This window comes from Xanthomonas arboricola pv. juglandis, assembly GCF_905367715.1.
Lineage (GTDB): Bacteria > Pseudomonadota > Gammaproteobacteria > Xanthomonadales > Xanthomonadaceae > Xanthomonas > Xanthomonas arboricola.
Map to the genome: position 1 here is coordinate 642,837 of NZ_HG999362.1, position 18,227 is coordinate 661,063.

Genomic DNA, 18,227 nt, shown 5'->3' on the forward strand with positions numbered 1-18,227 from the left:
CGGCGGTGGCGCCGTGCTGACGAGTTGGATGTTCTGCGCCAGCCCTAGAACTTGACGGTAGAAAGCATTCCCAGCATCTCGTCGTAGCTGCCATTGGCCGCCGCATCGCGAAGAAACCTGGCGCGTTCCACGACAATCTCCTTCGGCGTGCTTTCTGCATGCAGTAGCGCCAGTGCTTCGTCGAGGAATTCGTCCAGGGGCATGGCATGTTCGTCGTTGCCTTGGCCGTACAGTTTGGTGCGAACGCCCGGAGGCACCAGCTCGATGACTTGCACGGTGCTGTCGGCCAGCTGCACACGCAAGGCTTCGGTGAACGAGTGCACCGCGGCCTTGCTGGCGCTGTAGGTCATTGCAGCCGGGAACGGCACAAAGCCCAGCGCGGAACTGACGTTGATGATGACGCTGTCGTTGTTGCCGGCAAGTTGCGGCAAGAATGCATAGGTCATGCGGATCGTGCCGAGCAGGTTGATGGCAATCGCCTCTTCGGCAGCCTGCAAGGACTCTGGCTTGAAGACGTTCTCGCTCGGCATGATGCCGGCATTGTTGATCACCACATTCAAGGCGGGGTAGCGCTCGGCCGCCACGCGGCTGGCCTGGACGATGGAGTCCGCGTCCGCAACGTCGATTTCGATTGACTCGATGCCTGGATGCTCGGCAGTGATCTGATCCAGCAGCGCTTTCTTTCGCCCTGACACGATGACCATGTTGCCGGCCTGCTGGAGCCGCAGCGCCAGTCCGAGGCCGATGCCAGAGGTCGAGCCGGTAATGAGGATGGTGTTGCCGCTGTTCTTCATGGATGTTTCCTGGGTACGGAAGGGGTAGAATCCAAACGGACAACAGTCCGCTTGCACCGAAACGTTGTCGGACAACTGTCCGTTTGTCAATAAATTCAGTGAGGAACAGGGTGTGGAAAAGCCAACGCGGTCCGATGCACTGCAAAACCGCGAGCGCATCCTGTCCGTGGCGCTTGCGGAGCTGGTGCGCTCGGCCGATGTGCCACTGAGCGCGATCGCCAAGAAGGCGGGCGTCGGGCAAGGGACCTTCTACCGCCACTTCCCGACGCGGGAGGCCTTGGTGGTAGAGGTCTATCGCCATGAAATGCTGCAGGTCACCGGGTTCGCCGAGCAGTTGCTGAAGACGCGTCCGCCGGAGCAGGCGCTACGCGAGTGGATGAACCGTCTGGCCGAATACGCCATTACCAAGGCGGGCCTGGCGGATGCGCTTCGGGTTGTCGCCAACGCGAAGGAGTGCGCAGGCAACGCAGGCTATGCCCCCGTGATCGCTGCCGCCCAATTGCTGCTGGATGCCAACGAGAAGGCCGGAACGATTCGTCCAGGGATCACCACGGACAAGTTTTTCCTGGCGATCGCAGGGATCTGGCAGATCGACGCCACCGAGAACTGGCAGCCACGCCTGGCCTGGCTCATGGAGACGGTGATGGAAGGATTATGCGCGGGAGCGCCAGGACGGCCCGCAGGCGGATAGCGGCGGCAAGCGCCCGGATTCCAAGCGCGCAGCAGCGCGCATGCCGCACCCGCTAGGTCTCCAGCTTGCCTTGCTTGAGCTTTTCCCACATGTCTTCGGCTTGCTGGGGTAAGCCGCCGGTGTGACGTAGCAGGCAGATCTCCATGCCGATATCCCAGTGCGTGTCGCCGGGCGCTGCATGGACCAGCAGCCCTCTGGCGAGGTCCTCTTCCACCAGTGTGCGCGGCAGCCACGCGATCCCGGCACCAGAGCGGCACATGGCCAGCAAGGTCGCTGCAAGATCGGAAGTGAGCGCAGGTGTCAGGCGCGGCTCCACATCCTTGAACGCTGGATGCCCGGCGATGATGCGGCCCAGGCCGGAATCTGCACTGTAGGACAGCAAGGGCATTGCATCGGTTGAGGCAAGCGACCAACGCGGGCTGCCGTCGCCATTTTCCTTCGCTGCACTGAAGGGCTGGAGCACATCGTTGCCGACCACAACCCGCTCGAACTGTTCCGTGTCCAGCCCAAGACGCATCCGCGGATGATGGTGGCAGAGCAGGAATTGCGCTGCCCCTTGCAGCATCAATTTTTCGCACGCCCTGAGCGTGTCGGAGACCAGCTGAAACGCACCGATACCGGTGTTTGATTCGATGCGCCTGACAAATGCCGGAAAGAACGTGAAAGAAAGAACATGGGTGGCGAGGAACGCCAACGCAGGCCGGTGTCGCCCGGCCACTTCCAGTGTTTCCTGCCGCGCAGCGTAAATGCCCGAGACCAACCCGGATGCTTTGCGAACGAACGCTTCGCCGGCCGGCGTCATCAGCACTTCCTTGCGCGAGCGCGTGAACAGCGGCGTGCCCAACCATTCTTCGAGGGCATGAATGCGCCGACTGAAGGCCGGCTGGGTGACAAATCGACGTTGTGCGGCGCGCGAGAAATTCAGGGTCTCAGCCAACGCCAAGCAGTCTTCGAGCCATGTCAGTTCCATGATGCCGATTGTGCATCAAGCGCATAAAAAAGGCATTGGCAGCGCTTGGGCGCTGGCACTTACGCTCCGACTCGAGCTTGCAACGCCTCCACAGGCAGGTTGTCCAGCAAGCGGCAATTCCGGTGGGTTCGCATGTCGACGGGAGCGGGCGATCATGCAGAAACGAAGTGGCATAAGACAGGTGCTTGGCCAGCTCTACGTGCAGGTCCTGATCGCCATCGTCATTGGCGGCCTGGTGGGTTATGTGTGGCCGCATCTGGGTGTGGTCTTGCAGCCTGTTGCGGAGGGTTTCATCAAGCTCATCAAGATGCTTCTGGCACCGATCATCTTTGGAACGGTCGTGGTCGGGATCGCCAAGATGGGAAGCGTCAGAGAGGTCGGGAAAACCGGCATCAAGGCGCTGATTTACTTCGAGGTCGTGTCGACACTCGCACTGGCGATTGGTCTTGTCGTGGTGAACATCATCCGCCCCGGCGAGGGCATGAACATCGATGCCGGTTCGATCGACAGCAGCGCGATCGGGCAGTATGTCGATCGCGCAAAAGACGATGCTGGCATGGTCGATTTTGTGCTGAACATCATTCCCACCACGCTGGTGGACGCCTTCGCCAAAGGCAGCATGCTGCAAGTCATCCTGGTTTCGGTGTGGTTTGCAGTGGGGCTATTGCAGCTGGGCGAGCGTGGCAAGCCCCTGGTCGATCTCATCGATAACGGGCTGCAGGCACTGTTCAAGATGATCAACATGGTGATGCGACTCGCGCCACTGGGCGCCGGTGCGGGCATCGCTTTCACGATCGGCAAGTATGGCCTCGCCACCCTGTGGTCGCTGGGGCATTTGATGCTGGCCGTCTACGTGACGTCGGCGCTATTCGTGTTTGTGGTGCTGGGAGCGATCGCACGGTGGACGGGCTTTCCACTTTTGCACCTTCTCCGGTTCATCAAGGACGAAATACTTGTCACGTTCGGAACCTGTTCGACCGAAGCCGTGCTGCCGCACATGATGATGAAGCTCGAACTGGCCGGCGTGCGCAAATCGACGGTTGGCCTGGTTCTGCCCACCGGATACACCTTCAATGCGGACGGCACCTGTATCTACCTGACCATGGCAGCCATCTTTGTGGCGCAAGCGACCAATACGCCGCTGCCGGTCTACCAACAGATTGCCTTGCTTGGGGTGTTGTTGCTGACCTCGAAAGGATCGGCTGGTGTTGCTGGCGCGGGTTTCGTTGCGTTGGCCGCAACGCTTTCCACCATCGACACGGTGCCTGTTGCAGGGCTGGTGCTTCTGCTGGGCGTCGATCGCTTCATGAACGAGGCCAGGGCGGTGGTCAACCTGATCGGCAACAGTGTCGCCACGCTTGCCATTGCCAAGTGGGATGGCGCGCTGGATCTATCCAAGACCCGGGAAATCATGCGTCGTCAACAAGCGGGCGAGCCCATGCCTGTCGCAGCCTCTTCAACCGATCCATAACTCACACCAACCTGCGGGAGACCACCCAATGCGTATCATCGACGTCGTTGAAATCACCAAGCCGATCTCCTCGCCGATCCGTAACGCCTACATCGATTTTTCGAAGATGACCGCCAGTCTGGTGGCGGTGGTCACCGATCAGATGCGCGACGGCCGTCGGGTCGTCGGCTACGGATTCAACTCCAATGGGCGCTATGGACAGGGAGGGCTGATACGCGAGCGCTTTCGCGATCGCATCCTGGAGGCAGACAGTGCATCGCTGTGCAACGACGCCGGCGACAATCTGGATCCGTCCAGGATCTGGAAGGCGATGATGTCCAACGAAAAGCCGGGTGGTCACGGCGAGCGCTCCGTCGCAGTGGGGACGCTGGATATGGCGATCTGGGATGCGACCGCCAAGATCGCCGGCATGCCGCTGTTCCGCTATCTGGCGCAGATGAAAGGCCGGCAAGCCAATCCCCGCGTCTTCGTCTATGCAGCCGGTGGCTACTATTACCCGGGCAAGGACAACAGTGCCTTGCGCAAAGAGATGCGCGGCTATCTGGACCGTGGTTACAACGTGGTCAAGATGAAGATCGGTGGCGCGTCCATTGACGAAGATCGCGGACGGATCGAGTCGGTGCTTGAGGAAATCGGCAGCCAGGCCCGCTTGGCAGTGGATGCAAATGGGCGCTTCGACCTGGAGACTGGTATCGCCTACGCCAAGATGCTGCGCGACTATCCGCTGTTCTGGTACGAGGAAGTCGGTGATCCGCTCGACTACGCGCTGCAAGCCGCCCTGAGCGAATTTTATTCGGGGCCGATGGCAACCGGCGAAAACCTGTTCTCGCACCAGGATGCACGCAACCTGCTGCGCTACGGCGGCATGCGCCCGGACCGCGATTACCTGCAGTTCGATTGCGCGCTGTCGTACGGCCTGGTCGAGTATCTGCGCACGCTGGAGGTGCTGGAGCAGTTCGGCTGGTCGCCCGCACGTTGCATCCCGCACGGTGGTCATCAGATGTCGCTCAACATCGCCGCAGGCCTGGGTCTGGGCGGCAATGAGAGTTATCCGGACCTGTTCCAGCCATATGGCGGGTTTCCGGATGGCGTCAAGGTCCAGGACGGACACATCGTGATGCCGGAATTGCCGGGTATCGGCTTCGAGGGCAAGTCCGACCTGATCAAGGTCATGCGTGAGCTGGCCGAATAGGACGGGATGGCATTGGCTGCGTTTCTGATGGGCGAACCACCTGCGCGGGGCGTGCCTGTGCCGATCTTCGCAGGCGCATCAGGACTACGCCCCGCCTCACCCCAGCCAGTCGGCGCAGGCGGCTGGCTTGTTCTCGTCGGCGCAACGTGCCTGCGCCTTCTGGCGCAGGCGCGTCAGCACCGCGCTGCCTGTCGGGCTCTGCTTGCTCCAGGTCTTCAGTGATGCGCCGACTTCCTCGAAGTGCTGGCGATTATCTTTGAGATAGCCATCGGATTGCCGCGCCAGATCGCCGATCACTCGGCTTGCAAGCGTCTCGATACCTGTACCGTCCTCCGGGCTGAGCCGGACCAGCGCATCCAGATAGGTCATGCCCCGCTCAACCACGGTCCCCTGGCTACCATTCGAATCGTAGGCCTGCTTGAACCATGACAGCGCAGCCTTGGTGTCACCGCGCTGCTCGGCCAGGATGCCCAGGTAGGGCATGTAGTAGGACGGTGTCTTGCTACGCGTCAACTCGGCCTGCATCAATTGCGCAGATCCCTTGTTATCGCCCACCAGCGCCAACAAGCCGGCAGCACTTGTGATCGTGGACTGACGCTCTTCATCGGTCTTGGCTTCCGTCACCGCCCACTGCACGCGCTGGTGCACGGTCTTGACCACGTCTGCGGGCAGCGGAGGTTGCGGCTTATTCATTTCCGCTCTGGTCGGCTGTCCCTGTGCCAGGCGAGCAAGGTCGATCTCGGCATACCCGGTCCGCAAACGATCAACGATGGGCAAGGTGGGATCGGCATAGGCCTGCGCCAACGCCTGATTGAACTCCCTGGACAATGCGGCACGTTTGCCCGGATCGTCGGTCGCGGAAGCAACCAGCGTGGCAGCACCACGCACCAGCACATCAAGATTGTTGCGCACCTCCGAAGGGTTGGAAAACACGGTTTGCAGCAACGTGTACGTCGCCGGGCTTACGACGGGCTTCTGCCTGGTGACGGCTACTGCCAGCAGCTGGAAGCGACGCTGCAAGGCCGGCTGTGGTGCCGCCTTCGCCAGTGCAGCCAGGGTGCCGGGCGCAGCCTTTGCATCGACCAGTTGGTCGTCCTGCAACCAGCTGTAATTGCCGAGAAGAGTCCACTCGTCCGGCTTTAGCGTTTGTGGAGCGTTGAGCGCCCGCTCCAGAATCTGCTTTGTACTTGCGGTGGATTGAGCTGCAACGCGCAGGCTATCGACAAGCTGGGCGGTACTGCTGTCGCCCACCAGCCGGGTGATTTCGCTGCGATCCGGGCGTAGCAGGATGACCGTGGGATACCCCCTGACGCCGAAGCGTTCGGCCCAGGTCTGGGCTTCTTGCAGGTCTGCGTCCAGATGCACTGCCACGAATTGCCGCGTCTGCGCGATGAACCCCGGGTCCTTGAACGTGGTGGCCTTGAGCCGGTTGCACGGTGGGCACCAGATGGCGCCCCAGTACAACAGGAGTGGTTTGCCGGTGTTCCTGGCCTCCTCCAGGGCTTTCTCCACATTTCCCTCATGCCAGTTTATCGCGGGCGCAGCTGCAGGCCGCGTTGCTGCTGCGGGCGGCGCGGATGCCGCCGACGGCGTTGATCTGTCGCAGGCCGTCAGCGCTGCCAGCAACGCGGAAAGAGCGATGGGCGTGGGGGACGGCGAACGAAACGACAGAGCCATGGGCAGCCTTTGCGTGATGGAGGTCAGCTGAGCGCGGTTGTGTGGAAACACCTCCACGCCTGCCAATTCCTCGAAGCATCACGTCTTTCCAGTTTGCCCGGAGCGGAGGATGCGAACTGCCGTCACGCCGAACGCATCGTTAGGGACGCATGGCGGCGAGCATTGGATCCAGGCTGGAGACAGCCGGCGTTCCGCGCGTGAGGTTCAAGTTGTATAGCTGGTCCGGACCTGTCGGAGCACTGTGGTCCGGGGAGGGACAGCGTGGATGACGCGTCTGCATGGCTGATCGCGTTGATCGGACACAGGAGCGCTGAGCGAGCCCGTGCGAAGATATGCTTCGGTGTTGCTCGCTCCCCGGCCGCTTGGGTATCCAGGCGGGTTGAAAGGGATTAGGGCGGGTATCGGCGGGTTGTTTCGGGCTGTTGCCCTTTAAAAACAAAGAGATAGGCCTGAAATGTTACTGATGCTAGACAACTACGACAGCTTTACCTACAACCTCGTGCAGTACCTGCAGGCGCTGGGCGCCGAGGTCACGGTGGTGCGCAACGACGCGATGAGCGTGGATCAGATCGCCGCGCTCAGGCCCGAGCGCATCGTGATCTCGCCCGGCCCGTGCACCCCGAACGAGGCCGGTATCTCGCTGCAGCTGATCGAGCAGTTGGGCCAGACCACGCCGATCCTGGGCGTGTGCTTGGGGCATCAAAGCATCGGGCAGGTCTATGGCGGCGATGTGATCCGCGCCGACAACATCATGCATGGCAAGACCTCGCCGATCCGCCACCAGGGCAAGGGCGTGTTCGCCGGCCTGCCGGACAGCTACGAAGCCACCCGCTACCACTCGCTGGTGGTGGACAAGACCACCTTGCCCGACGCGCTGGAAGTCACCGCCTGGACCGAGAATCCGGATGGCTCGATCGAAGAGATCATGGGCCTGCGCCATCGCCAGTTTCCGGTCGAAGGCGTGCAGTTCCATCCCGAGTCGATCCTGACCCAGCACGGTCAGGCCTTGCTGAAAAACTTCCTGCAGCGTTGATCGAAATGCGCAGCGCGCACGTCGCAAGGGCCGCCGCAACCTTCGTCAGTCTCGATGCAGTCTTCGGCGCTATCAATGCACCGGCGACCCATGCGCGTAATGCCTGCAATGACCTACGCGATAGCATGCGGCCGGTTTCCCGCCTCGCTTCGTTCACACCTGCATCCGGATCACGATGAGCACCGCCAGCGACAGCTTCCACTTCTACGAACCAGGCCAGGGCCACGGGCTGCCGCACGATCCGTTCAACGCCATCGTCGGTCCGCGGCCGATCGGCTGGATCGGCTCGCGCAGCGCCGAGGGCATCGCCAATCTGGCCCCTTACAGCTTCTTCAACGCGTTCAATTACGTGCCGCCGATCGTCGGCTTCGCCAGCATCGGCCGCAAGGACAGCCTGCGCAATATCGAAGCCACCGGCGAGTTCAGCTGGAACCTGGCCACGCGCCCGTTGGCCGAGGCAATGAATGCCAGTGCGGCGATGGTGCCGGCGGAGGTCGACGAGTTCGTATTGGCCGAGCTGCAGATGGCGCCATCGCGGCTGATCGGTGCCCCGCGCGTGGCGGCCAGCCCGGTCAGTTTCGAATGCCGGCTCAGCCAGCTGTTGCCGCTGCAGAGCGCAGATGGGCAAGCCATCGAAACCTGGCTGGTCCTGGGCGAAGTGGTCGGCGTGCATCTGGCGCACGCGGCGTTGCAGGACGGCATCTACGATCCCGCAGCCGTGCAGACGATTCTGCGCGCCGGCGGTGCCGCCGACTATTTCGAAGTGCAGGCGCAAGCGCGCTTCCGCATGCGGCGCCCGGGCCAGTGAGCGCTGCGCGCCACGTCGCTGCAGGGCATTGCCGCCATGCGCGACCGCAGCGCCAGGATTGATCGATCCACCTCGCTGTCGCCTATCTTTCCCACGTTTTGCCACGGTCCTCGTCCATGCCCATCACCCCGCAAGAAGCCCTGCAACGCACCATCGAACACCGCGAAATCTTCCACGACGAAATGGTCGAGCTGATGCGCCAGATCATGCGTGGCGAGGTCTCGGACATGATGGTCGCTGCCATCCTCACCGGGTTGCGGGTCAAGAAGGAAACCATCGGCGAGATCGCCGGCGCAGCCACGGTGATGCGCGAGTTCTCGCGTCGCGTGGACGTGAGTGATCGCCAGCATATGGTCGACATCGTCGGCACCGGCGGCGATGGCTCGCATACCTTCAACATCTCCACCTGCGCCATGTTCGTGGCCGCCGCCGGCGGTGCCAAGGTCGCCAAGCACGGTAACCGCAGCGTTTCCTCCAAGTCCGGCAGTGCCGACGCGCTGGAGGCGCTGGGCGCGGCGATCGAGTTGCAGCCCGAGCAGGTCGCCGCCTCGCTGGCGCAGACCGGTATCGGCTTCATGTATGCGCCGGTGCATCATCCGGCCATGAAGGTGGTGGCGCCGGTGCGCCGCGAAATGGGCGTGCGCACCATCTTCAACATCCTCGGCCCGCTGACCAACCCGGCCGGCTCGCCGAACATCCTGATGGGCGTGTTCCATCCGGACCTGGTCGGCATCCAGGCGCGCGTGCTGCAGGAACTCGGTGCCGAGCGCGCGCTGGTGGTGTGGGGGCGCGATGGCATGGACGAGCTCTCGCTCGGTGCCGGCACCCTGGTCGGCGAACTGCGCGATGGCCAGGTGCGCGAATACGAAGTGCATCCGGAGGATTTCGGCATCGCCATGTCGGCCAGCCGCAACCTCAAGGTGGCCGATGCCGCGCAGTCGCGCACGATGCTGCTGCAGGTGCTGGACAATGTGCCCGGCCCGGCGCTGGACATCGTTGCGCTCAATGCCGGGGCGGCGCTGTACGTGGCAGGCGTGTCCGACAGCATCGCCGACGGCGTCGTGCGTGCGCGTGCGGTCCTGGCCGATGGCTCGGCGCGTGCAAAGCTGGACGCCTATGTCGCCTTCACCCGGCAGATTGCCCCGCAGGCCTGACCCTTCCCACCGCACCGGCAGGCATGGCCTCGGCATCCTCACAATCCCGCTGGCATGCTGCGCGCCGGCGCGTGGCGGTCAGTTGCGGCCGTCTTGACCGATAATGCCCGCCCGCCAGGACCCGAAACGATGAGCGACATCCTCAACACCATCCTCGCCCGCAAGGCCGAAGAAATCGCCGAGCGCAGTGCGCGCGTGCCGCTGGCCGAGCTGATCGCGCGCAGCGCCGACCTGCCGCTCACGCGCGGTTTCGCTGCCGCCATGCAGGCCAGCATCGCCGCCGGCGAGCCGGCGGTGATCGCCGAAGTGAAGAAGGCCAGCCCGTCCAAGGGCGTGATCCGGCCCGACTTCCACCCGGCCGACATCGCGGTCAGCTATGAATTCGGCGGCGCCAGCTGCCTGTCGGTGCTGACCGATGTGGACTTCTTCCAGGGCGCCGACGCCTATCTACGCCAGGCGCGCGAGGCCTGCACGCTGCCGGTGCTGCGCAAGGATTTCACCGTCGACCCCTACCAGGTCTACGAGGCGCGCGTGCTCGGCGCCGACTGCATCCTGCTGATCGTCTCGGCACTGGACGATGGGCAGCTGGCCGAGCTGTCCGGCCTGGCCATGCAGCTGGGCCTGGATGTGCTGGTGGAAGTGCACGACATCGACGAGCTCGAGCGCGCGGTGCAGGTGCCGGTGCCGCTGGTGGGCATCAACAACCGCAATCTGCGCACCTTCGAAGTGACGCTGCAGACCACGCTGGACATGCGCGCCGCCGTGCCGCGCGACCGCATCCTGGTCACCGAAAGCGGCATCGTCACTCCGGCCGATGTGCAGTTGATGCGCAGCCACGGTGTGAACGCGTTTCTGGTCGGCGAGACCTTCATGCGCGCGCCCGAACCCGGCGAGTCGCTGCGTCAGCTATTCTTCGCGCATGACTGAGGCGTATCCCGTACCGCGCGACGACGCACCGCTGGTGGTCTTCGATTTCGACCACACGCTGTATGACGGCGACTCCGGCAGCCATCTGTTCGCCTGGCTGATCAAGCGCAACCCCTTGCGTCTGCTGGTGGCGCTGTTGACCTCGCCAATCCTCGGCCCGATGGTGGCGATGCTGCCGACCCGTCGCCGCGGCGTGTCCGGGTATGTGTGGATCGCCACCTTCGGCCTGCACCGCACGCGCGAGTTCAACCGTTTCATCGATGCCTACGTGCTCAAGCATGAGGCGCAGATCCGGCAGCGCCTGTTGCCGCACGCCTTGAAGGTGTTCACCGACCACCGCGTTGCCGGCGACCGTGTGGTGGTGGCCACCGGCGCGCCGCCGGAACTGGCGCGCGCGATTCTCGGCTTTGTCGCCCATCAGGATGTGCCGGTGATCGGCAGCCTGGTCGGCCCACGCCTGGGTGCGGTCACCGCGCGGCGTCACTGCCACAACGAAGAGAAGATGCGCATGCTGCGCGAGCGCGGCTATGCCGACATCGCCATTGCCTATTCGGACAGCACCGCGGATCTGCCGCTGTTGAAGGCCGCGCGTGCGCCGGTGGTGGTCAATCCGAAGGCCAATCGCGAAGCGCTGTTCCGGCAGGTGCTGCCGGCCGGCACGCCGATCCTCAACTGGGGATGTCGCGATCGCGGTGGCAAGGCGCTGTAGCGCCTGGCGCCGGTAGCGGCGCGCAGCCTGGCGGGCACGGCAGGTATTCGAACTCGGCAGCTACCGCGCAGACGCACGGCTTGCTTCGCGCATCCGGTGGCTGTTCACCAAGATTTACTGGTCACGCCAAGCCCGCCGAAGCAGCAGGGAAGGGTAAGCAGCTAGTAATGCACGGCGCGCAGGCAGCACGCGGCGGCGCAGCGCGCCCGACTACAGCAGTCCGCATTCCATGCGGCATGCGGTTCAAGCTGCGGCTGGTGCAGTGCTGCACCAGCCGCGACCACAACCGCCTAGCGGGTGCCGTAGAGCACGACGGTCTTGCCGCGCGCATGCAGCAGGCCGTCGGCCTGCAGCTTCTTGAGCACGCGCCCGGCCATTTCGCGCGAACAACCCACCAGCCGTGCCAGTTCCTGCCGCGATACGCGCAGCTGGGTGCCCTGCGGGTGACTCATCGCTTCCGGCTCCTTGGACAGGTCGTGCAGGGTGCGCACGATGCGGTCGGTTACGTCCAGGAACGCCAGGCGGCTGGCTTTCCTTGTGGTATCGAGCAACCGCTTGGACAGCTGAACGCCAATCGCGTACAGGATGCGCGGCGCATCCGGCGACAGGCTGGTCTGGAACAACTGCTGCAGCCGCTCGTAGCTGATCTCGGCCAGCTCGCACTGGGTGCGGGTGCGCAAGATCACCTCGCGGGTATCGGATTCGATGAACAACCCCATCTCGCCGACGAACTCGCCGCTACCGAAGTAGCCCAGCACCAACTCACGATCGTCATCTTCCTCGGCAATGATGCTCACCGAGCCACTGATCACGTAGTAGAGGGTGCCAGCCGGGTCTCCTGGCCGGAACACATCGGTCCGGGTCGGATAGCGCCTGCGATGGCTGTGCGCCAGGAAACGCTCGATCGTGCCCGCGTCCAGCGCCAGAGAAGGGGTAGCGTTACGTACCGTCGTAGTCACAACCGTCGTGTTTCCTGGGCTCATGGTAGTTCCGCGTGTAATTCCTGAAGCTTAACGGCATGAGTCATGCAAGGTAAACCATTCTTAACATCGGCATTTCGTTGCTGGGATCTTTGGCTCATAATTGTTTCCTTTCCCGCCTTCCATAAGGACAGACCGACGTGGTCAAGCCGTTGCCTCGCCTGAGGCTACAGGGGTTCAACAACCTCACCAAGGCGTTGAGCTTCAACATCTACGACGTCTGTTACGCGCGTACCGAAGAGGAGCGTCAGCGCTACATCGAATATATCGATGAGCAGTACGACGCCGATCGTCTGACGCAGATCCTGACCGATGTTGCCGAGATCATTGGCGCCAACATCCTCAATATCGCACGTCAGGACTACGATCCGCAGGGCGCATCGGTCACGATCCTGATCTCGGAAGAGCCCGTCATCGACAAGAAGCAGGCTGGTAAGGAGCTGATTTCTGATGCCGTGGTTGCTCATATGGACAAAAGTCATATCACTGTCCATACATACCCCGAGACGCATCCGCAGGAAGGCATCGCCACGTTCCGCGCCGATATCGACGTCGCCACCTGCGGCGTGATCTCGCCGTTGAAGGCGCTGAACTACCTGATCGAGAGCCTGGAGTCGGACATCGTGATCATGGACTACCGCGTCCGTGGCTTCACTCGCGATGTGAAGGGCAAAAAGCACTACATCGACCACAAGATCAACTCGATCCAGCACTTCCTCGCCAAGAACGTGAAGTCGCGCTACGAGATGTTCGATGTCAACGTCTATCAGGAAAACATCTTCCACACCAAGATGCACCTGAAGGACTTCGACCTGGACCAGTACCTGTTCGAGGAGCGCGCCAAGAACCTCTCGTTCAAGGAGCGCATGAAGATCGAAACGCTGCTCAAGCGCGAGATCGAAGAACTGTTCCACGGGCGCAACCTGAGCGAGTAAGCGCAGCGAGCGAGCTGTTGCGCGACCTGCCTGCAGGCGCGCGAAAGAACCAAGGCGGGACGGCCCGCCACGCGATGACCTCGCGTTCCACAGCCGACGGCGGCCCAGTGTGCAAGCACTGGGTCGCTTTTTTTTTGTGCGTTTTTCAAGTGAGGAGTGATGCGATGCCCTGGATCTATCTGCTGCTGGCCGGCCTGTTCGAAATCGGTTTTGCCATGGGCCTGAAGTACAGCGACGGCTTCACCCGCCTGTGGCCGACCGTGCTGACGATCGGTCTGGCGGGCATCAGCCTGTGGTTCCTGACCCAGGCACTGAAGACCATCCCGGTCGGCACCGGTTACGCGATCTGGACCGGAATCGGCGCGCTGGGCGTGACCATCGCCGGCATCGCGCTGTTCGGCGACAGCGCGTCATGGTCGCGTCTGGCCTGCATCGGCCTGATCGTGGCCGGGGTGATCGGGCTGAAGCTGGTGGGGTAGGTGTGGTCAGCCCTGCTTCGCAGGCCTGCCCCCCCCAAGGTTTGCTGCGCAAACCTTGGGCCCCACTTCGTAGCAGCCTATCCCCCCGCCTTCGGCGCGCCCCCTTAACAGAAGGGGCTCTGCTCCAGTGGGGTGCTGCAAGGTGTGGGCTTGGTTTGCTGCCGGCTGCCGGCTGCCGGCTGCCAATCCCCAATCCCCAATCCCCAATCCCCAATCCCCAATCCCCAATCCCCAATCCCCAATCCCCAATCCCCAATCCCCCGGCTACAGCCGGTACGCCACCGCTTTCATCAGCTTGGAGGCCAGGGCCATGGCGCTGGGGATCGGGGGCGGGAGGATGCGCGCGCCGGCTTGTTCGGCCTGGTCGGCGTGGCGGGCTTCGTCGATCTTCATCACGCGCAGGATCGCGCGGCTGCGCTGGTCGACCTCGGGGAGGGTTTCCAGGTGTTCGTCCAGATGGGCTTCGACCTGGCGCTCGGTCTCGACCACGAAGCCCAGGCTCCAGTCGTCGCCGCGCAATCCGGCCAGGGCGCCGAGCGCGTAGCTGCCGGCGTACCAGAGCGGGTTGAACAGGCTGGGGCGGCTGTTCAGCTCGTGCAGGCGGTCGGCACACCAGGCCAGATGGTCGGTTTCTTCCTGCGCCGCCTCCAGCAGATGGTGCTGGGTGTGGGCATCGCGGGCGACCGCGGCCTGGCCGAAATACAGGCCTTGCGCGCAGACTTCGCCGACGTGGTTGATCCGCATCAAGCCGGCGGCGTGGCGACGCTGGTCCGGTTCCAGTGCGACGTCGGGGGTGTCGGCGGCCGGGTTGGGCCGCTCGGCGGGCGGATTGCCGAATACCGTGTCCAGCGCGCGCTGGGCTTCGACCAGCAGCCGGTCGAGCGGGCTATGCAGTCGGAAAGAGGAGATCTGGGTCATGCGCCGATTCTGGCCCCGGACCGAGCCGCTGCCAACCGCCAGCGCTCCGGCCAGCCGGCGACTTGCGTGGCCTTGTATCGTCCCGTACAATCCCGCCTCTTCTGTTTCGCCTTCACAACGCGTGGCAAAGTTCCAGCGGTCATTGCCGCTGCAATCCGCCCGACCACTCAAGAGTTTTCTCATGACTACGTTCACCGCCAAGTCCGAGACCGTCCAGCGCGACTGGTATCTCGTTGACGCCGCCGGCAAGACGCTCGGCCGTCTGTCCACCGAACTGGCCCGCCGTCTGCGCGGCAAGCACAAGCCGGTTTATACCCCGCACGTCGATACCGGCGATTACCTCGTGGTGATCAATGCCGAAAAGATCGTGGTCACGGGCAACAAGCTGAAAGACAAGAAGTATCACCGCTTCACCGGCTACATCGGTAACCTCAAGACCGAGAGCCTGGAGCAGGCGCTGGAGCGCCACCCGGAGCGCGTGATCGAAATCGCTGTCAAGGGCATGCTGCCGAAGGGCCCCCTGGGCCGCACCATGTACCGCAAGCTCAAGGTCTATTCGGGTGCCGAGCATCCGCACGCCGCCCAGCAGCCGCAAGTTCTGGATATCTAATCATGGCTATCACGCAAAACTACGGCACTGGCCGCCGCAAGTCCTCCACCGCTCGCGTGTTCCTGCGCAAGGGTACCGGCAACATCACCGTCAACGACCGTCCGCTGGACGAGTTCTTTGGCCGTGAGACTGCACGCATGATCGTGCGTCAGCCGCTGGAACTCACCAAGAACACCGAAAGCTTCGACATCCTGGTCACCGCCTCCGGCGGCGGCACCACCGGTCAGGCCGGTGCGATCCGTCTGGGCATCGCCCGTGCACTGGTCGAGTACGACGAAACCCTGAAGTCCGAGCTGCGAAAGGCCGGCTTCATGACCCGTGACGCCCGCGAAGTCGAGCGTAAGAAGGTCGGTCTGCACAAGGCCCGTCGCGCGACCCAGTTCTCCAAGCGCTGATCCATCGCGTTTGTTGCGTCCCGGTTCGCCGGGGCGCCTGCTTCAAAAGCCCGGCCATGCCGGGCTTTTGTCGTTTTGGGGGCTGCGCAGTGGGCCTGCAGTCGGTGGCCTGCGATGTGTTGTGTTGCGAGGCAGGTTTCTTTGGCCTGGCCTGGCGGCTTCCGCAAACGCTGGGTGGTCATCTCGTAGCAAGTGGCAGCGGTGGCGGCGCCTGCGCGCGGCGGCCGGGGTGCTGCTTGCAAGTGGCCAGTTCTGCGGGTGGTGCCTCGCCTGGCTGACGCAGCATCCCTTCCGGACGAGGGCGGGGTGGGGCGTCGCCTGCGGCGATCGCTATTCGACCTCGGGGCGCACGGTTGCGTGCGCGCTCCATCTGGGCAGAAGTAATCGGGCAACAAAAAAGGCCCGATCGTCAGATCGGACCTTTCGTGTTTGGCTGCCCCGGATGGATTCGAACCACCGATGCCTGAGTCAGAGTCAGGTGCCTTACCGCTTGGCGACGGGGCAATAAAACATGTTGGGCCAAGATTATTGCATGCCTGTGTGCGCATGAACACCTTGGTGGCTATGGGTGGACTCGAACCACCGACCCCAGCATTATGAGTGCTGTGCTCTAACCGGCTGAGCTACATAGCCTAGGGAGCCGGCAATTCTTACCAAGCGCTCGCGTGTTGTCAAGCATTTCGTTTTCAGCTTGTGAGCCGGCCGTCGCCGTGGCAGAGTCGGTGACAGTAGATTTTCAGGAGTCCGCATCGTGATCGATCCGGACGGTTTCCGGCCAAACGTCGGCATCGTGCTGATGCGAGAGGATGGTCAGGTGTTCTGGGCACGACGTGTGCGCAGGGACGGCTGGCAGTTCCCGCAAGGTGGCATGAATACCGATGAGACACCCGTAGAAGCCATGTACCGCGAGTTGCGCGAAGAAACCGGGTTGTTGCCCGAGCATGTCGAATTGCTCGGTGCCACCCCTGGATGGCTGCGCTATCGCCTGCCGAGCCGGGCAGTACGGCGCAACGAGCGTCAGGTCTGCATCGGCCAGAAGCAGGTGTGGTTCCTACTGCAGTTCACCGGCCACGAATCCCATCTCAAGCTCGACCACACCGACACGCCGGAGTTCGATCATTGGCGCTGGGTGGATTTCTGGTACCCGGTCGAGCATGTGGTGATGTTCAAGCGCGGGGTCTATGCGCGCGCGCTGCGTCATCTGGCTCCGCTGGCGCAGACCATCGCGGGCTCGGCGGCGGTCGGGGTAATGCCCGAGCGCGCGCTGGAGGCGTGGTTGCCGGGCAGCAGCGCGGCCGGGCACGACAGCCCACGCAAGCGCCCACGCAAGCGGGGCGGGCCTCGCGCGGTGCGGATTAATAATGATTAACGTTTGGAATTGACACCTATTCTCGTTTGCGGTGCAATCGGTCCCGGTCCTCTCCGGATCGCCAGCACCCGACCGATACCGTGTACGTCTGCATCTGTAATGGGGTCACCGACCACCAGATCCGCGAAGCGGCCGAGAATGGCTGCGCCAGCCTGGCCGAGCTGACCATGCGCACCGGCTGTGGTTCGAACTGTGGGTCGTGCCTGGAAATGGCGGGCGATGTGTTGAGCCAGGCCCATGCGAGCCGCGCCCTGCCGCTGCCCATGCTGGGGCTTGCCAGCGCTGCCTGAGCGCCTTCCAGCGTGCTCGCGCGCTGTCGATAGCAGATTGCCGCAGACGGGGTGCCGGGTTGCTGGCTCTCACTGCTGTTTTCCCCTCGCGCCACCAACGCGCAATCGATAGGTCGCCTTCCTCGTTGCCGGTCACGCGGTCGGTTAGGGATCGACTGCAGTCATGGTCGATCGGCAATCTGCATCGATCATTCGGCGAATGATCGATGGGAGCTCCGCTCCTGCGACAGGCCGGATGACGGCCCACCCGGGATCGGGCAGGCGTCGCGCAACTGATCACGATTCGCGTTCCTTCATGCGCCGCGGCAACGCGCTACAGTGCGGCCGGCTCACTGTCTCGGAGACATCGCATGAAGGGCGATACCAAGGTCATCGAGTACCTCAACAAGGTGCTCTACAACGAACTCACTGCGATCAACCAGTACTTTCTGCACGCCAAGATGCTGAAGAACTGGGGCCTGAAAGAACTGGCCGAGCATGAGTACAAGGAATCCATCGACGAGATGAAGCATGCGGACAAGCTGTCCGACCGCATCCTGTTTCTCGAAGGACTTCCGAATTTCCAGGCGCTGGGCAAGCTGCGCATCGGCGAGAACCCCACCGAGATGTTCCGCTGCGATCTGGCGCTGGAGCGCGAGGCGGTTGCGGTGCTGCGCGAGGCCGTGGCCTATGCGGAGACCGTCAACGACTACGTGAGCCGCCAGCTGCTGGTGGACATCCTGGAGTCGGAAGAAGAGCACATCGACTGGCTGGAAACGCAGCTGGATCTGGTGGCGCGCATCGGCGAGCCGAATTACCTGCTGACCAAGCTGGACGACTGAGGGC

The 18,227-nt window shown here is 63.1% G+C and carries 20 protein-coding genes and 2 tRNA genes; 15 read left to right on the top strand and 7 right to left on the bottom strand.

Going from position 1 to position 18,227, the window contains the following annotated elements:
- Positions 1–44: 44 nt before the first annotated feature.
- On the bottom strand, positions 45–794 hold the full coding sequence (locus KHN93_RS02715) for an SDR family oxidoreductase (protein WP_104561147.1): 750 nt from the start codon (positions 792–794) through the stop codon (positions 45–47).
- A gap of 112 nt (positions 795–906) precedes the next feature.
- Between KHN93_RS02715 and KHN93_RS02720 the strand changes: the two genes are divergently transcribed.
- Positions 907–1,485 carry a TetR/AcrR family transcriptional regulator gene (locus tag KHN93_RS02720; RefSeq protein WP_039522468.1) on the top strand — a complete coding sequence of 193 codons (579 nt, stop codon included), beginning with the start codon at positions 907–909 and terminating at the stop codon, positions 1,483–1,485.
- Between the two features lie 52 nt (positions 1,486–1,537).
- On the opposite strand, the gene KHN93_RS02725 is transcribed toward KHN93_RS02720, so the two are convergent.
- Positions 1,538–2,455 (bottom strand): LysR family transcriptional regulator, encoded by a 918-nt coding sequence (locus KHN93_RS02725; protein ID WP_104561145.1) that lies wholly within the window; start codon positions 2,453–2,455, stop codon positions 1,538–1,540.
- A 154-nt stretch (positions 2,456–2,609) separates the two neighbouring features.
- On the opposite strand from KHN93_RS02725, the gene dctA reads away from it, so the two are divergent.
- On the top strand, positions 2,610–3,926 hold the full coding sequence (gene dctA / locus KHN93_RS02730) for a C4-dicarboxylate transporter DctA (protein ID WP_211921920.1): 1,317 nt from the start codon (positions 2,610–2,612) through the stop codon (positions 3,924–3,926).
- 28 nt (positions 3,927–3,954) lie between these two features.
- Positions 3,955–5,118 carry a mandelate racemase/muconate lactonizing enzyme family protein gene (locus KHN93_RS02735; protein WP_104561143.1) on the top strand — a complete coding sequence of 388 codons (1,164 nt, stop codon included), beginning with the start codon at positions 3,955–3,957 and terminating at the stop codon, positions 5,116–5,118.
- A gap of 96 nt (positions 5,119–5,214) precedes the next feature.
- Here KHN93_RS02735 and KHN93_RS02740 read toward each other — a convergent pair whose 3' ends face one another.
- Positions 5,215–6,795 carry a thioredoxin family protein gene (locus KHN93_RS02740; RefSeq protein ID WP_104561141.1) on the bottom strand — a complete coding sequence of 527 codons (1,581 nt, stop codon included), beginning with the start codon at positions 6,793–6,795 and terminating at the stop codon, positions 5,215–5,217.
- Positions 6,796–7,249: 454 nt separating this feature from the next.
- Here KHN93_RS02740 and KHN93_RS02745 point away from each other — a divergent pair, with 454 nt between their 5' ends.
- The 5 genes from KHN93_RS02745 to KHN93_RS02765 all read left to right on the top strand — a co-directional run bounded on the left by KHN93_RS02745 (position 7,250) and on the right by KHN93_RS02765 (position 11,426).
- Positions 7,250–7,828 (top strand): anthranilate synthase component II, encoded by a 579-nt coding sequence (locus KHN93_RS02745; RefSeq protein ID WP_016902431.1) that lies wholly within the window; start codon positions 7,250–7,252, stop codon positions 7,826–7,828.
- Between the two features lie 175 nt (positions 7,829–8,003).
- Positions 8,004–8,636: a flavin reductase family protein gene (locus tag KHN93_RS02750; RefSeq protein ID WP_053045997.1), complete on the top strand. Its 633-nt coding sequence runs from the start codon at positions 8,004–8,006 to the stop codon at positions 8,634–8,636.
- A 116-nt stretch (positions 8,637–8,752) separates the two neighbouring features.
- The gene (trpD, locus tag KHN93_RS02755) at positions 8,753–9,790 is read left to right on the top strand and encodes an anthranilate phosphoribosyltransferase (RefSeq protein WP_016902429.1); all 1,038 of its coding nucleotides are present in this window, start codon (positions 8,753–8,755) and stop codon (positions 9,788–9,790) included.
- A 54-nt stretch (positions 9,791–9,844) separates the two neighbouring features.
- Positions 9,845–10,717 carry an indole-3-glycerol phosphate synthase TrpC gene (gene trpC, locus KHN93_RS02760; RefSeq protein ID WP_411757888.1) on the top strand — a complete coding sequence of 291 codons (873 nt, stop codon included), beginning with the start codon at positions 9,845–9,847 and terminating at the stop codon, positions 10,715–10,717.
- Positions 10,710–11,426 (top strand): haloacid dehalogenase-like hydrolase, encoded by a 717-nt coding sequence (locus tag KHN93_RS02765; protein ID WP_104561139.1) that lies wholly within the window; start codon positions 10,710–10,712, stop codon positions 11,424–11,426. The genes trpC and KHN93_RS02765 overlap by 8 nt, the downstream gene beginning before the upstream one ends.
- 290 nt (positions 11,427–11,716) lie before the next feature.
- Here the strand turns inward: KHN93_RS02765 and crp are convergent, their stop codons facing one another.
- Positions 11,717–12,409, bottom strand: coding sequence for a cAMP-activated global transcriptional regulator CRP (gene crp / locus KHN93_RS02770; RefSeq protein WP_024938194.1), 693 nt, complete (start codon positions 12,407–12,409; stop codon positions 11,717–11,719).
- 137 nt (positions 12,410–12,546) lie between these two features.
- Between crp and speD the strand changes: the two genes are divergently transcribed.
- Positions 12,547–13,341, top strand: coding sequence for an adenosylmethionine decarboxylase (speD, locus tag KHN93_RS02775; protein ID WP_005990692.1), 795 nt, complete (start codon positions 12,547–12,549; stop codon positions 13,339–13,341).
- Between the two features lie 164 nt (positions 13,342–13,505).
- Positions 13,506–13,820: a DMT family transporter gene (locus tag KHN93_RS02780; RefSeq protein WP_003483069.1), complete on the top strand. Its 315-nt coding sequence runs from the start codon at positions 13,506–13,508 to the stop codon at positions 13,818–13,820.
- 264 nt (positions 13,821–14,084) lie between these two features.
- On the opposite strand, the gene coq7 is transcribed toward KHN93_RS02780, so the two are convergent.
- A complete protein-coding gene (coq7, locus tag KHN93_RS02785; protein ID WP_104561491.1) occupies positions 14,085–14,738 on the bottom strand; it encodes a 2-polyprenyl-3-methyl-6-methoxy-1,4-benzoquinone monooxygenase in 654 nt (217 codons plus the stop codon).
- Positions 14,739–14,919: 181 nt separating this feature from the next.
- Here coq7 and rplM point away from each other — a divergent pair, with 181 nt between their 5' ends.
- Both rplM and rpsI read left to right on the top strand, forming a co-directional pair.
- Positions 14,920–15,348, top strand: a complete 429-nt coding sequence (gene rplM / locus KHN93_RS02790) for a 50S ribosomal protein L13 (RefSeq protein ID WP_016902424.1) — start codon at positions 14,920–14,922, stop codon at positions 15,346–15,348.
- A gap of 2 nt (positions 15,349–15,350) precedes the next feature.
- On the top strand, positions 15,351–15,743 hold the full coding sequence (rpsI, locus tag KHN93_RS02795) for a 30S ribosomal protein S9 (protein ID WP_016902423.1): 393 nt from the start codon (positions 15,351–15,353) through the stop codon (positions 15,741–15,743).
- Between the two features lie 430 nt (positions 15,744–16,173).
- Here the strand turns inward: rpsI and KHN93_RS02800 are convergent.
- Together KHN93_RS02800 and KHN93_RS02805 are read right to left on the bottom strand one after the other, a co-directional pair.
- Positions 16,174–16,247: transfer RNA gene (locus KHN93_RS02800), tRNA-Gln, on the bottom strand.
- 52 nt (positions 16,248–16,299) lie between these two features.
- Positions 16,300–16,376: transfer RNA gene (locus KHN93_RS02805), tRNA-Met, on the bottom strand.
- A 118-nt stretch (positions 16,377–16,494) separates the two neighbouring features.
- On the opposite strand from KHN93_RS02805, the gene KHN93_RS02810 reads away from it, so the two are divergent.
- The 3 genes from KHN93_RS02810 (at position 16,495) to bfr (ending at position 18,223) form a co-directional block, all read left to right on the top strand.
- Complete coding sequence (locus KHN93_RS02810) at positions 16,495–17,112, top strand: RNA pyrophosphohydrolase (RefSeq protein ID WP_024938192.1); 618 nt, start codon at positions 16,495–16,497, stop codon at positions 17,110–17,112.
- Between the two features lie 80 nt (positions 17,113–17,192).
- Positions 17,193–17,402, top strand: a complete 210-nt coding sequence (locus KHN93_RS02815) for a (2Fe-2S)-binding protein (protein ID WP_024938191.1) — start codon at positions 17,193–17,195, stop codon at positions 17,400–17,402.
- A gap of 350 nt (positions 17,403–17,752) precedes the next feature.
- Complete coding sequence (gene bfr / locus KHN93_RS02820) at positions 17,753–18,223, top strand: bacterioferritin (protein WP_005990707.1); 471 nt, start codon at positions 17,753–17,755, stop codon at positions 18,221–18,223.
- Positions 18,224–18,227 lie beyond the last annotated feature (4 nt).

What these genes read in the sequence shown, in the direction of transcription:
- bfr (WP_005990707.1), top strand. Translation starts at nt 17,753, where the DNA reads ATGAAGGGCGATACCAAGGTCATCGAGTACCTCAACAAGGTGCTCTAC.
- KHN93_RS02735 (WP_104561143.1), top strand. Translation starts at nt 3,955, where the DNA reads ATGCGTATCATCGACGTCGTTGAAATCACCAAGCCGATCTCCTCGCCG.
- rpsI (WP_016902423.1), top strand. Translation starts at nt 15,351, where the DNA reads ATGGCTATCACGCAAAACTACGGCACTGGCCGCCGCAAGTCCTCCACC.
- dctA (WP_211921920.1), top strand. Translation starts at nt 2,610, where the DNA reads ATGCAGAAACGAAGTGGCATAAGACAGGTGCTTGGCCAGCTCTACGTG.
- trpD (WP_016902429.1), top strand. Translation starts at nt 8,753, where the DNA reads ATGCCCATCACCCCGCAAGAAGCCCTGCAACGCACCATCGAACACCGC.
- KHN93_RS02715 (WP_104561147.1), bottom strand. Translation starts at nt 794, where the DNA reads ATGAAGAACAGCGGCAACACCATCCTCATTACCGGCTCGACCTCTGGC.
- KHN93_RS02750 (WP_053045997.1), top strand. Translation starts at nt 8,004, where the DNA reads ATGAGCACCGCCAGCGACAGCTTCCACTTCTACGAACCAGGCCAGGGC.
- KHN93_RS02780 (WP_003483069.1), top strand. Translation starts at nt 13,506, where the DNA reads ATGCCCTGGATCTATCTGCTGCTGGCCGGCCTGTTCGAAATCGGTTTT.
- coq7 (WP_104561491.1), bottom strand. Translation starts at nt 14,738, where the DNA reads ATGACCCAGATCTCCTCTTTCCGACTGCATAGCCCGCTCGACCGGCTG.
- KHN93_RS02740 (WP_104561141.1), bottom strand. Translation starts at nt 6,795, where the DNA reads ATGGCTCTGTCGTTTCGTTCGCCGTCCCCCACGCCCATCGCTCTTTCC.
- KHN93_RS02725 (WP_104561145.1), bottom strand. Translation starts at nt 2,455, where the DNA reads ATGGAACTGACATGGCTCGAAGACTGCTTGGCGTTGGCTGAGACCCTG.
- trpC (WP_411757888.1), top strand. Translation starts at nt 9,845, where the DNA reads ATGCTGCGCGCCGGCGCGTGGCGGTCAGTTGCGGCCGTCTTGACCGAT.
- KHN93_RS02745 (WP_016902431.1), top strand. Translation starts at nt 7,250, where the DNA reads ATGTTACTGATGCTAGACAACTACGACAGCTTTACCTACAACCTCGTG.
- KHN93_RS02765 (WP_104561139.1), top strand. Translation starts at nt 10,710, where the DNA reads ATGACTGAGGCGTATCCCGTACCGCGCGACGACGCACCGCTGGTGGTC.
- rplM (WP_016902424.1), top strand. Translation starts at nt 14,920, where the DNA reads ATGACTACGTTCACCGCCAAGTCCGAGACCGTCCAGCGCGACTGGTAT.
- crp (WP_024938194.1), bottom strand. Translation starts at nt 12,409, where the DNA reads ATGAGCCCAGGAAACACGACGGTTGTGACTACGACGGTACGTAACGCT.